Origin of the sequence: Tautonia plasticadhaerens (assembly GCF_007752535.1) — a bacterium.
Classification (GTDB): domain Bacteria; phylum Planctomycetota; class Planctomycetia; order Isosphaerales; family Isosphaeraceae; genus Tautonia; species Tautonia plasticadhaerens.
Genome location: NZ_CP036426.1, coordinates 7,658,512 through 7,671,438 on the forward strand (window position 1 = coordinate 7,658,512; position 12,927 = coordinate 7,671,438).

Annotated in this window: 7 protein-coding genes and 1 tRNA gene; 3 read left to right on the plus strand and 5 right to left on the minus strand. The window is 73.5% G+C overall.

Going from position 1 to position 12,927, the window contains the following annotated elements; genetic code table 11:
• Nucleotides 1-67: 67 nt before the first annotated feature.
• The 5 genes from ElP_RS30500 to ElP_RS30520 form a co-directional block, all read right to left on the minus strand.
• Complete coding sequence (locus ElP_RS30500; RefSeq protein WP_145276687.1) at nucleotides 68-3,172, minus strand: hypothetical protein; 3,105 nt, start codon at nucleotides 3,170-3,172, stop codon at nucleotides 68-70.
• A gap of 267 nt (nucleotides 3,173-3,439) precedes the next feature.
• Complete coding sequence (gene malQ, locus ElP_RS30505) at nucleotides 3,440-5,062, minus strand: 4-alpha-glucanotransferase (RefSeq protein WP_145276689.1); 1,623 nt, start codon at nucleotides 5,060-5,062, stop codon at nucleotides 3,440-3,442.
• Nucleotides 5,063-5,438: 376 nt separating this feature from the next.
• Nucleotides 5,439-6,701 (minus strand): hypothetical protein, encoded by a 1,263-nt coding sequence (locus tag ElP_RS30510; RefSeq protein ID WP_197446499.1) that lies wholly within the window; start codon nucleotides 6,699-6,701, stop codon nucleotides 5,439-5,441.
• A gap of 221 nt (nucleotides 6,702-6,922) precedes the next feature.
• Nucleotides 6,923-7,831, minus strand: a complete 909-nt coding sequence (locus ElP_RS30515) for a CHAD domain-containing protein (RefSeq protein WP_145276691.1) — start codon at nucleotides 7,829-7,831, stop codon at nucleotides 6,923-6,925.
• A 76-nt stretch (nucleotides 7,832-7,907) separates the two neighbouring features.
• A complete protein-coding gene (locus ElP_RS30520) occupies nucleotides 7,908-8,708 on the minus strand; it encodes an alpha/beta fold hydrolase (protein ID WP_145276693.1) in 801 nt (266 codons plus the stop codon).
• Nucleotides 8,709-8,958: 250 nt separating this feature from the next.
• On the opposite strand from ElP_RS30520, the gene ElP_RS30525 reads away from it, so the two are divergent.
• From ElP_RS30525 to ElP_RS30535, 3 genes are all read left to right on the plus strand, one after another.
• Nucleotides 8,959-9,031: transfer RNA gene (locus ElP_RS30525), tRNA-Glu, on the plus strand.
• A 225-nt stretch (nucleotides 9,032-9,256) separates the two neighbouring features.
• On the plus strand, nucleotides 9,257-9,868 hold the full coding sequence (locus ElP_RS30530) for an RNA polymerase sigma factor (protein WP_145276694.1): 612 nt from the start codon (nucleotides 9,257-9,259) through the stop codon (nucleotides 9,866-9,868).
• Between the two features lie 162 nt (nucleotides 9,869-10,030).
• On the plus strand, nucleotides 10,031-12,922 hold the full coding sequence (locus tag ElP_RS30535) for a serine/threonine-protein kinase (protein ID WP_145276696.1): 2,892 nt from the start codon (nucleotides 10,031-10,033) through the stop codon (nucleotides 12,920-12,922).
• The last annotated feature ends 5 nt before the right edge of the window (nucleotides 12,923-12,927 follow it).

Here is a 12,927-nt window from a genome sequence, read left to right on the forward strand (position 1 = left end):
GACTGAGGTTCGATGAGTCGTGAGATCGGGGCCGGGACCGCCGTCCGGCCCCGGCCCGCTTCGGGGGTCAGCCGGCCTCCCCCTCGACCCGGGGAGCGTCCCGCGGGATGGGCAATGCGATGGAGCCGTTAGGGGAGATGCTGGCCATCCCCAGGGCGAGGGTGGCCTGGGTCCAGTTCTGATAGGCCGGGTCGTCGATCCCCCGGGCGATGAGGATGGCCTGTCGGATCCGGCGGTCCTCCCGGACGCGGTTCAGGAGCTGATTGACGTCCTGCTGGGTACGGTTCGAGACGACGAAGAACAGGCCGGCGACGATCTCGATGATCACCGCGGCGATGCCGCCGAGCAGGGCCGTCCCGTGCTCGGCCATGAAGTCGCGCTGCTCCGATCGCCTCGCCTCGATCCGGTCGGCGACCTGCCGCTCCTCGTCCCTGAGGCGGCCGAGGGTGGCATCGGCCTCCTCCTTGGCCCGGTCGGCCCGGGCCTGCGCGTCGGTCTCATCGTTGATCCGGTCGAGGATGGCGTTCCGATCCTCCCGGGCCCGGGTCAGCTCTGCCTTCTTCTCGGTGACCTCCGCGGTGCGCCGCTCCAGCTCCTTCTGCCGGGCGAGGCCGAAGGGGACCAGGATCTCGTCGAGAGCTTCCCGCTGGAGCTGCGTCGCGTCGACCCGGGTCGCGACGACCTCGTCGACCACCGCATCGAAGACCTCGGGGGCTTGCTCGATCATGCCCGCCAGCCGATAGGCCGGCTCCTGCTCCTCGTGGGGGACGGCGATCAGGTCGACCAGCGCCCGGAGGGTCTCGGCGGCCTGGTCGCGATCGCCGATTGCGTGGAGCAGCTGATGGACCTCGGCCAGGATCTGCTCCACGTAGTCCCGCTCTTGGCGCCGCGACTGGGCCGGATCCATCCCGTCTGCCCTCATCAGGAACAGGGGCAACCCGGACTGGGGGAAGTAATAGCCCTCCGGGTCGTCGGCGCCGCCGAGGGCGGCCCGAGCGGGCCCCGGGCTGAGGTACTGGTAGAGGACGAAGAATCGCCTCAACCCGTCCGACGACAGCGGACCGTAATTCAGGCCGACTGAGGGCGGGGAGAAATTACCGCGGAGGAATCGGCCCAGGGCCTCGACGACCTCAACGCGGGACCCGTCCCGCGACCCCCCGGGCTTGCCGCCCGGCCCGCCCCGGCCGGGGGCGGCCGATGGGGAGCCGGAGGCCAAGAGGGTGAGGAGTTTAGGGAATTCGGGAGGCAGGTCGACCGGGGCGGATCGCGAGCTGACGCCCTGCCTCATCGCGGGGCCGACCCGGTCGCTCACCTCGCAGGCCCGGGCGTAGAGGGCGAGGAAGTCGAGCATCTCCAACTTCTGCGAGGCCCAGGCGACCGGGTCGACGTTCTCCTCGAGGTGGGCAAGCTCCGCGACGGGCTCGGGCTGGGGTGCCTTAGGGGAGTGCGCCTCGTCGTCAGGGATCTCCGAAGCCTCCGGGTCGCCGGGAATCTCCGGGGCCTCGTCCTCCGTCCCGGGCACGGGGGGCGCCTGCAAGTCGGGCTCGTCGGCGAAGGGGACCACCGGGAGGGCGGGCTCATCCGACACGGGGGGGGACGGTACCGATTCGGCCTCGACGTATGGAGGAAAGACCTGTTCGTACCCCGGCGCCGGCGTCGGCGCCGGCGGCAACTTGACCGACTGGAAGTCGGTGCCGGCACGGGAATCGGCCATGGTGTAGGCGATCCCACCACTAGACTGGAAGGTGCGGACCCACCTGGGGCTGTAGGACGCCACGAGTCGCTGGCGTCCGACCAGCCCTTCAAGGCTCCTGGCGAACTCGCCGGCGCGCTCGGCGACCGGGGCGTCACTCGGCCGGTCGCCATCGTCCAGGAACTCGAAGATCGAGATCAGCTGGTCGGTCCGGGACAGGGCGCGGCGAAGCTCCCAGTTCTGGACCCGGAAGAAGAGGTTGGTCCGTTCGCTTTCGGCGAGCCCTTCGAGGTGCCGGCGGAGTGCGCCGAGGATCTCGGGATCCGGCCCCGGTGCGGGCGTCGGGGTCTGTCGATCGGCCCCCTCGGCCGGGGGGAAGCGCAACGGGTCGACCCGACGGAGGATCTCGGACAGGGGCTCGGAACGGGCGATGAACGAATGGATCATCGCGGTCAGCAACCCCCCGGTCGGGGGGGTGGCGGCCGGGCCCCGGCCGAGGGAATCTCGCATGTCTTCCAGCATCGCCGTGGGGAGGACGCGTCCAAGCGCCTCGTCGATCTCCATCACCCGGGCCTTCTCCGCCTCCTCCGCCAGTCGGGCCCGGATCTGGTCGGGGTGGACGCCCCGGCCGATGGGGTTGACCGCCAGCTCGTAGAACGCGTCCGAGAACGAACCGAGGGTCTCGTTCAGCTCGTCGACCATCTCCCCCTGCGTGCCGGCGGCTTGATCGGGCGGCTGATCGACCGCGCCCGGCACCCCCTGCTCGTCGGGGGGCATCGACGGGTCCTGGATGCGGTCCGAGCCGATCCGTTCGACCTCCTCGATGATCCAGCGATAATCCCGGAGGCCGGACTGGACGGCGTTCCAGATCTCGTTGAGGACCCGGTCGCCGTCCGAGAAGTAGGGGATCAGCCCCTCCGGGCTGGCGTCTCGGCCCTCGGCGAGCGAGCGGACCTGGGACCGGATCTCCAGCCGGTCGTCGAGGCCGAGCCCCGAGCGGTCCAGGAGGGTGGGGACGCCGGGCTGGGCGATCCGGAGGCCCAGCTCGTCGGCCAGCTCCTCCAGCTCGCCGGGCAGGTCCAGGCGGGCGTCCTTGAAGGCATCCCGTTCCTCCTCGACCCGGGCGAGCTGACCTTCGGCCTGCTCGATGGCCTCGGACGCCTTCTCCTCGGCCGTCTTCGCATCCCCGAGCCGCTCCGACGTCACCTGGCTTGCGCTCGATGCGGCGTCCTTCGCCTGCTCGGCCTCGTTGATCGCCTGCTTGGCGTCCGCGAGCTCACGCTCCAGCCCGCCGAGGTCCTCCCCGGTGAGGGAGAAGAGGCTGATGGCGAACATCACGAAGCCGATGACCGCGAAGGCGATGCTGAACCAGTAGCTGATGGTGTAGTAGCGGATCGCCCGGGTGTAGTGCTCCTCCAGGTGCTCGTCCTCGCGCTGGTCGAGCAGGGCGTCGAGGTTGTTCGCGCGTGGCCTGGCCATCACATGCTCCTCCCGGGAGTGTCGTCGGCGAGTGGCCTCGCGAGTCCCATCGCTCCGGCTTCGATACCCTCCCCTCCGGCCACCAAGACGTACGAGGGGCGGACCGCCACCGGCCGCATCAGGCGCAATCTAAGTCGGACCGCCGGGCATCAACGCGTCCGACCGCGGGCCTTTAGCACTCGTCGGTTCTAAGATAGCGACGCCCCCCGGTCAAGCTTGTCGAGGACGGCTCCCGGGAGGGCGGGGAGGGGACATGACCGCCCCAAGTCAAGCCCGGGTGCCGGGCCCGCCGGGGGTGGGGGCCTCGCCGGCCGGGGCATCATCCTCGGTCGGCTTGCCGAGGCGGGTGCGGTAGGCCTCGGGGACCTCGCCGTTGAAGCGGTTGAAGACGGCGGTCTGCTCGGCGAGCCAGGAGCGGAGTTCGGGGGTCAGCGCGTCGGCCCGGAACCGCCAGGACCAGTTCCCCTGGCCGACGCCGGGGGTGTTCATCCGGGCCTCGGAGTCGAGGCGGAGGAGGTCCTGGAGCGGGGCGATCGCGGTGTCGGCCACCGAGGCCCAGGCCAGGCGGATCAGGCCGTGCGGCACGTCGTCGGCCCAGCCGGGGCCGAGGTAGCGGCGGATGAAGGAACGTTCGGCTTCGAGTTCCTCGATCGGCTGGGTCGTGGATCCGGGGGGGGCGGTGAACCATCCAAGGGTGGTGTCATTGTCATGCGTCCCGGTGTAGGCGACGCAGCGGCGGACGTACGCATGGGGCAGGTAGATATCCGCCAGCGGGTCGTTGCCGAAGGCGAACTGGAGCACCCGCATGCCGGGCAGCCCGAAGCGGTCCCGGAGGGCCTCGACCTCGGGGGTGATCACGCCCAGGTCCTCGGCGATCAGGGGCAGCTCGCCGCCGAGGGCCTCCCGGACGGCGGAGAGCAACGCCTCGCCGGGGGCGGGCTCCCACGCGCAGCGATCGTCGGCGGCGTTCTCGGCGTCGAAGGGGATGGAGTAGCAGGCGTCGAGGCCCCGGAAGTGGTCGAACCGGAGCAGGTCGAAGCGCCCCAGCGCGGCGGCGACCCGGCGCGACCACCACTCGAAGTCGTCTTTCAGGTGGGCCGGCCAGTGGTAGAGGGGGTTGCCCCAGTCCTGGCCCAGCTCGTTGAAGTAGTCGGGGGGGACGCCCGCGGTGTGGGTCGGGGTGCCGTCGGGGTCGAGCCGGAAGAGGTCGCGGTGCGACCAGACGTCGGCGCCGTCGAAGGCGACGAAGATGGGGATGTCCCCGATCAGGCCGATGCCCCGGTCCCGGCACCGGAGGTGGAAGGCCCTCCACTGGCGGTCGAACATCGACTGCTCGAACCGGCCGAAGGCGATCTCGTCGGCGAGGGCCTCGTCCCAGCGCCGGAGGGCCTCGGGGTCCCGCTCGGCGAGGTCGCGGTCCCAGCGGTCCCAGGGGAGGCCCCCGAAGTGGGCCTTCAGGGCGTTGTAGCGGCAGTAGTCCTCCAGCCAGTCGTCGGCCCGGCGTCGAAAGGCCTCGTGCTCGGCGTCGGGCCGGAACCGGGAGAAGGCGAGGCGGAGTAGCCGGGTCTTCTCCCGGGAGACGGCGTCGAAGTCGACGCGGCCGGTCGGGAACTCGGGGAGGTCGGCCAGCTCGGCGTCGGTCAGCAGGCCGTCGTCCCGGAGGAGGTCGGGGGAGATCAGCAGCGGGCTACCGGCGAAGGAGGACGGCGAGGCGTAGGGGGAGTCCCCCGCGCCGACCGGCCCGACGGGGAGCATCTGCCACCAGCGCTGGCCGGTCTCGGCCAGGACGTCGAGGAACCAGTCCGACCCCGGCCCGAGGTCCCCGACCCCGAACCGGCCCGGCAGCGACGTCAGGTGCAGCAAGATCCCACTCGCTCGGGGCAGGTCCATCTCGGGGGCTCCCTGGGGGGCGTTCTCGGGTCGGCCGGTGCGAGGCCGGGGAAATCGGGGCATCCGCTCGGGCCGTCCGACCCACGATGAGAACGAAACGGCGGGGCGATTGGAAGCCGTGATCCGGCAGAGGCCCGGCGGCACCGAGGACCCTGCACGAACCATGCCCCGGCGTGGTTGATCGGCGGGGGCATCGGGACGGGGAGTCGCCCGGCGAGTCGACCTCGGGGAGGTCCGGGGCCAGGCTCCGAGGGCCGGGCCTCTCGCGTCGCCCGGCCCCCCTCACCCGGCCTCCGGCCACCCTACTCCCCCGCACGCGAGGGCGAGGGTCGGAGTCGGACCCGAGTTCCCGCCCGGGGTCGGGAGGGGTCCGGGGTCAGCCGCCGTCGGGGCCCGGGTGGGCGTTGAGGAGGTAGCGGCCGGCGAGGCGCCGGATGGCCTCGGGGCCGGTCGCCTCGGCCCGGGTCCGGCGGCCGGAGAAACGGCAGGCCCGGCCCCAGGAGACGACCCGGACGCCCCGGGGGGAGCCGACCCGAGCGGCCAGCGCCTCCGCGACGCCGACCGAGGCCCTCGCCTGGGGATAGGGCGGCGTGCCGCGTTCGGACCGGCTCCAGGAGGTCAGGTCGAGCCGGTGCCACGGGTCGCCGATCGGGCCGGGGCGGAGGTGGCGGCGGATCGGACCGGGGACCTCGCCCAGGGCATCGTCATGGAGGTAGACGTAGACCCGCTCGGCGTGGCTGGCGTAGAGCGCGAACGACGGCCAGGAGTCCCAGCCCCCCCAACGCTCCAGCAGCGGCAGGGAGACGGCCAGGGCGAAGAGGGCGACGACGGGGAGTCCGAGCCTCGGCATCGGCTCCATCGGCGGGGAGGGGCGGCCGGGCCCGGTGCGGGCGAAGAGGATCAGCCCCTCGACGACCAGGGAGGCGTTCCAGATGACGACGATCGTGCTGTGGTCCAGGCCCCAGGGGCCGAGGATCGCGATCAGGGTCGCGTGCATCAGCACCGCCAGGGCGAGGGCGACGGGCCTCGACCGTCGGGAGGCCAGTCCCAGGCCGACGAGCAATTCCAGCAGCGGCATCCCCAGCGCGACGGCCGTCCGGGCCGGGCCCGGCCAGGCCATCGGGTCGAGCCCGACCGGCGCGGCGAGCCGGGCCAGGAATTCCGCCCCCACCTCCCGGGGGAAGGTGGCGTCCAGCTTCGAGAGGCCCGAGTGGAGGTAGAGGGCCACCAGCAGGAGCCGGCAGAGCCCCAGCGCCCGGGCCCTCGGCAGGGTCCCCAGGGCCAGGGCCATCAGGGCATACTGATAGGCCCAGGGCTGGAAGCGATGCTGGTCCCCCGCCACCAGGTACGCCAGGGCCGGCAGGCCGACCAGCAGCAGGCGACGCCGGGCCACGCCAGCGACGATCGAGCCGACCAGCACCGCGAAGAGGGCCCCTCGCAGCCAGGGCGGCTCCGGCAGCCCCGGGACGAACGGCACCCTCGGGAAGGAGCCCCCGGGACGGACCCAGAGCGGCGAGGACAGGGCCAGCATCGCCAGCGTCGCCGCGCCCAGGGCCGCCCGGAACGCGTGCTCTCGGCGGTCGGGGGCCGCGGCCGGGGGGGGGCCGAGGGCGGGCTCCTTCGGCAAGGGCGTCGGCATGGGAGATCCGGGATCCGGGATGCCGGGCGGGGAGTCGCACGGGCAGGCTGGTGGCGAACGCACCAAATCACATCAAAATGTTCAAGAACAACGTCGTAGGATCGAGTTCCCGTCCTCCGCCGTCCACCCTCCGGCGTACCTCGTCCGTCGTCGACTACGGCCGACTTGCGGGGAGGGACGTCTCCTCGGGCCGGCTCGGGCAGCCCCGAGAGGGGGTCGGGTCAGGCGCCGGCGAGGCGGTCTCGGAGGATCGCGTAGCGGCCGAGTGCGGCGTCGGCCTCGCGATGCTGGTGGTCGATCAGGGCGTCCAGGGCCGACCGGGCCGGGCCGTCGTCGGGGAGGAGGTCGGCAACCTCCCGGATGAAGAAGACGGCCACGGCGGCGTCCTGCACCAGGCCGAGCGCCTCCTGGAACTCCTTGCAGCGCCGGCCGATCCGGCGGGCGGCCTTCCCGGCCCGGTCTCCCAGCCGGCCGGCGGCCGACTCGGCGGCGTACCGGGTGCGCTTGGCCCGCTTCCGGAGTTCGTGCAGCGCCTCGATCGGGGCGTCGGCGGGTGCGGACTCGACCTCCTCGATCAGCCGCCTCCAGTCCTTCGAGAGCCGGTCGACGAGCATCCCGCCGGCGGGCCGGTCGGCCTCGTCGGAGAGGCCGGGGGACCGGGCCTCGGCGATCGCGGTCCGGCGAAGCCCGGCGTATCGGTCGCCGGAGATCGCCTCGACGAGGGCGGCGCGGCGGGCCCCCCGGCGCCGGTCGAGTTCCTCGAAGAGCGGGTCCGTCTCGGCGACGAGGTGCAGGGAGACGACCGCCCCCCGGAGTCGGTCCTCCAGCACGTCGAGGTCCCGGACCTCGCCGAGCACACCGGCCAGCCACTTCAACTCGACTCGGAGGGGCCGGGAACGCTCCTCAAGCATCGCGGGCCCGAGGAAGCGGAGGTCGGAGCGGAGCCGGCGGACGGCGGTCCGCATCTGGTGGACGTCCTCGGGCAGCGACCGGAGGGCGCCGGGCTCGTGCAGGAGCATCCGGAGCAGGTCGTCGGCCAGGGCGGATCGCAGGACGTCGCCGAGGGGAGACCGGGCCGATCGTCGGGCGTCCCGGGCGACGCCTCGGGTCAGTTTCGGGGGCTTGCTCATAGAGGCGTTCACATTCGAATCGGGGAGGGGCCGGGGCGGTCCGGCCCATCGGGTCGTTCGACCCGATCGGATCGGGTCAGGTCGAGGGGGCGAAGTCGTCGATGGCCCGTCGGAAGGCGAGGCCGGCCTCGATGTGGGGCAGGTGGCCGACCCCGGGCATCGAGACGAGCCGGGCGCCGGGGATCAGCCCGGCCAGCTCGGCCGACTTGGCCGGGGGGTTGACGAGGTCCTGCTCGCCGACGAGGACGAGGGTCGGGCAGGAGAGGGCGCCGAGGCGGTCCCTCGCCTCGTGCCCGAGGGCGGCCCGGGCCTGCCGGGCGTAGGCGTCGGCGTCCTGGGGGAATTCGTTGCGCTCGGCGAACCGGATCAGGCCCTCGACCTGGGCGGGGTGGTCGAAGAAGGGCGGGGCGACGAGCCAGGGCATCACCAGCCGGGTGAACTCGGCCGGGTCGCACTTCGCCCGCAGCTCGACCCAGGATTCGAGCAGGACCTTCCGCCAGGTGTCGGTCCCGGCGTGGGAGGAGGCGAGCACCAGCGCCCGGACGCGCCCCGGGTGCCGGATCGCCAGCTCCTGGGCGACCAGTCCCCCCATCGACTGGCCGACGACGACGGCCGTGGGCAGGTCGATCGCGTCCAGCCAGGCGGCGGCGTCGGCGGCGAGGTCGGCGATGTCGTAGGGGGAGTCGACCCGGGAGCTCCGGCCGACGTCCCGGTGGTCCAGCCCCAGCACCCGATGGCGTCGGGAGAAATGCCGCATGGCCACGGCGAAGGCGCGATGGTCGCCCCCCAGGCCCGGCAGGAAGACGATCGGCGGCCCGTCCCGGGGCCCCTGATCCTCGAAGAACAGGGAGACGCCATCGAGGTCGACGAGGGGCATGAGGGCGCGGTCCGATCCGGTCCGGTTCCGGGGGGAGTGGGCCCCGCAAGATCCCCGCGGGCGAGGCGATCTCGCCCGGGGGATGGGCCCCTCTCCATCTTACCCAATCGCCTCCCCGGGGGGCGAGGGGCACCCCTCCCCCGCCCCCGGCCCATTATTCGACGGCGAGGATCTTGCCCGGCCGGGGAGTCGGGGCTAGAATATGCCAGTCGTCGGTGGTCGTCATGAGGCCTGATGGCAACGATCCTTTGCCCCCATCGTCTAGAGGCCTAGGATACATGGTTCTCAGCCATGGGACCGGGGTTCGAATCCCCGTGGGGGTGCTCTGATTTTGCCAAGGGCCACGCGGGTCGCGTGGCCCTTTTCGTTTCCGACGCGGTGCCGACGGCTCGGAGACCCACTGGGGTGCCCCGGCCGTCGGCCAGCAGGCTCGTGGTGAGTCGCTCGTGCTGGTCCGCCCCCGGAGTCGCGATGTCGTCGCGTCGAGGGGCCGCCGACCGGCCTCGCACGGACCCGAAGCCCGGCGGGACGCCGCGCCGGGAGGTGCCATGATGGACGTCGCCGACCCTCCCCGCTCGACCTCAGGGGCCCCGGGGCCGGGCAACCGGCTCCCCGACGCCTGGGACCGGTTCTATGCCGAGTGCTTCGACGTGATCCGGGGCTGCCCGGCGGTCCGGAGGCTCTCCCAGGCCGACCGGGACGACTGCGTCCAGGAGGTCATGATGGAGCTGGTCCGACGCCTCGGCGACGACCCGACCGGGACGCCCCCCGAGGGGATGATCCGGTGGGTCCGGGCCGTCTCCCGGAACAAGGCGGCCGACATCGTCCGTCGCAAGTTCCGCAAGCCCGAGGTCACCTTCGACGACGGCTCCGGCGGCTCGCTGGCCGACCGACGGCCGGGCGAGCACGACGACCCCTCCCCGGGCCCCGGGGAGACGGTCTCCCTGGTCTGGGAGGCGCTGGTCTCGCTCGACAGCCAGGTCCCGGTGACCAGCTACCTCGTCTTCTACCTGCGGACGATGGAAGGCTGGTCGATCGCCGAGATCGCCGAGTTGTTCCAGATCACCCCCGAGCAGGCCCGGTTCCGCTGCCACCGCGTGAAGAAGAAGTTCGGCACGCTGCTCAAACGGCGGCGGGACGAGGCCGGCGACGGCGAGTGAGCGGGGCGATCCGGCCCGCCCCGGCACCCGGGGGGGCGATTGCCCCGGTGCCGGGCGGGTGCAGCCGGCCCGTCCCCGGTTCATGAGACGCGAGTGGCCGCGAGGGGACGGTCCCCGGCGGCCGACGGGCCCGATCGAGGGCCGAGCCGAGGGGCCTTCGCCGTGAGCCTCGCCTCCCCGAACACGGACCGGAACTTGCTGTTCGGCGTGCTCGCCCTGCAGATGGGGTTCGTCTCCAGGGACGATCTGATCGGGGCGATGGTCGCCTGGATGGCCGACCGGGGGACGCCCCTGGGGGCGATCCTCGTCGACCGGGCGGCCCTGCAGCCGGCGGACCTCTCGCCGATCGACCTGGCCGTCCGGCGCCACCTGGCCCGTCACGGGGAGGACGCCGGCCGATGCCTGACGGACCCGGACCTCGGGCTGATCGGCCCGGCCCGGGACCTCGCCGTCCGGATCGGCGACGAAGGGCTGAAGGAGAGCCTGGCCCGGTCGGGGGTCGAGTCCCCCGAGGCCCCCGACGCGACCACCGCCTTCGGCGGCGACCCGCCCTTCCCGGTCGCCCGCCCCCCGGCCCCCGGCGGCGACGGGCCGGGGGCGGGGCACGCCCCGGCGGCGTCGCGCTACCAGGCGATCCGGCCTCACAAGGCGGGGGGGCTGGGGGAGGTCTTCGTCGCCTGGGACCGGGAGCTCGGCCGCCAGGTGGCGCTCAAGGAGATCCGGGCCGACCACGCCGACGACGACGGCCTGCGGGCCCGGTTCCTCCGGGAGGCCGAGATCAACGGCAACCTCGAGCACCCGGGGATCGTGCCGGTGCACGGCATGGGGACGCACCCCGACGGGCGCCCGTTCTACGCCATGCGATTCGTCGACGGCGAGACGCTCCAGGAGGCCGTCGACCGCTTCCACCGGGCCGACCTGCCCCTCGGCCCGGCCCGGGCCCTGGGCCTGATGGGGCTGCTCCGCCGGTTCGTCGCCGTCTGCGAGGCGATCGCCTACGCCCACAGCAAGGGGGTCCTCCACCGGGACCTGAAGCCGAGCAACGTCATGCTCGGCCCCTTCGGCGAGACCCTGATCATCGACTGGGGCCTGGCCAAGGTCGTCGGCCGGCCGGATGAGCCGGGCGGGCCGCGCGAGGCGGCCGGGCCCCCCCCCACCGAGCGGGTCGGTCCGGTGCCGATGGACAGCGTCCAGCTGCCGACGGCCGTCGGCGAGACGCTCGGGTCGCCCCCCTACATGAGCCCCGAGCAGGCGAGGGGCCGGCACGACGAGCTGACCCGGGCGAGCGACGTCTACAGCCTCGGCGCCACGCTCTACACCGTGCTCACCGGCAAGCCGCCGGCCGTCGGTCGCCCCAAGGAGGTGCTCGCCCGGGTGGTCCGGGGGGAGATCGACCCGCCGATCGTCGTCGAGCCCCGAGTCCCCCGGGCCCTCGACGCGATCTGCCGGCGGGCGATGAGCCTGGAGCCGGGCGACCGCTACGGGTCGGCCCGGGACCTGGCCCGCGACCTGGAACGCTGGATGGCCGGCGAGGCGGTCTCGGCCTACCGGGACCCGGTCCCCGCCCGCCTGCTCCGCTGGGGGAAGCGGCACCAGGCCCTGGTGGCCGCGTCGGCCGCCCTGACGCTGGCCACGCTCCTCGGCCTGGCCGTGGGGCTGGTGGTCGTCGGCCGGCAGCGGGAGCGGGCCGATCGGGCCAGGATCGTCGCCGAGGACGCCCGTCGTCACGCGAGGGAGCACCTGAAGGTGGGCCTGGATCTGATCGACCAGCTCGTCACCTTCGGCGACCGCCGGCTCATCGCCCAGCAGGCCCCCGCCGACCGCGCCCGTTTCCTGCAGGTCGCCGAGTCGTTCCTCCGGAGCTTCCGCGAGCGGGAGCCCGACGACCCCGAAGTCCAGCGCGATTCGGGGATGATCGCCCGGCGCCTGGCCAACCTCTATCGCCTGACCGGCTCCCCCGACCAGGCCGGGCCGCTGTATGGGGAATCGGTCGCGATCCTCTCCGCCCTGGCCGACCACCCGGGGGCTCGACCGCTCCGAGACCGCGACCTGCTGGCCGAGGCGATCGCCGACTCCGCCGAGTCCGAGATCCTCTTCGGCCACCCCAGGCGGGCCGTGGACCTGCTCGATCGAGCCCTGGTGCTGGCCCGGGAGAATGCCCTCCGGACCGAAACCGAGACCGAGACCGACCCCCGCTACCAGCGGACCCTCGCCCGGGTCCTCTCACTCCGGGGGGCGGCCTCGCTGGCGCTGGGACGGCCCGAGGAAGCCCGGGACTCCTGCCGGGAGGCGATCGGTCGCCTGGAGCCCCAGGCCGACCTCGCCCTGCCGACGCTCCTCGATCGGGTCTCGTCGGGACGCTACCTCCCCCTGTTCGACCAGCTCTTCCTCGTCTCCGCCCGGCACGACCTGGCCTCGGCGCTGAGGCAGCTCGACGAGCCCGAGGAGGCCGACCGGCAGCTCCGGCGGGCGTTCGGCCGCATGGAGGAGGTCTCCCGGGCGCTCGACGGCCTGGAGATCCCCGACGTCGACCACTCCTTCGGCTGGATCGCCGCCGCCCGAGCCCGATCGCTCTCGGGCCGGGGAGAGGCGAGGGACTCCGAGGCGATGGGGCTGCTGGACGCGGCCATCCCCGGGCTCGAGTCGCTCGTGGCTCGCCATCGGGACTTCTGGCAGTTCCAGGCCACCTTGGCCGACGCCCTCGCCGCCCGGGCCGGGCTGCGGGAGCGCGTCGGACGCCCCGTCGAGGCCCGGGGGGACGCCGAGGCGGCCCGGGCGCTGATGGGTCCGATCGCCCCGAGGCTGGGGACGGCGGCCGAGGCGTGGGCCCCGCTGGCCGACGCGCTGGAGCTGATCGCCCGGATCGAGCTGGCCCCCCCCTCCCCCGCCCCCGACGCCGCCCGGGAGCGGCTCCGGCAGGCCCTCGACGCCCGGCGCCGGGCCCTCGACGCCCGGCCCGGAGACCCCGAGGCCCGGGCCCGGCTCGACGAGGTGGCCGACCGGCTGGGCGGGCTCGACGGCGTCGAGACCGCCGGGACGCCCCCGGGCGGCTGAGGCAG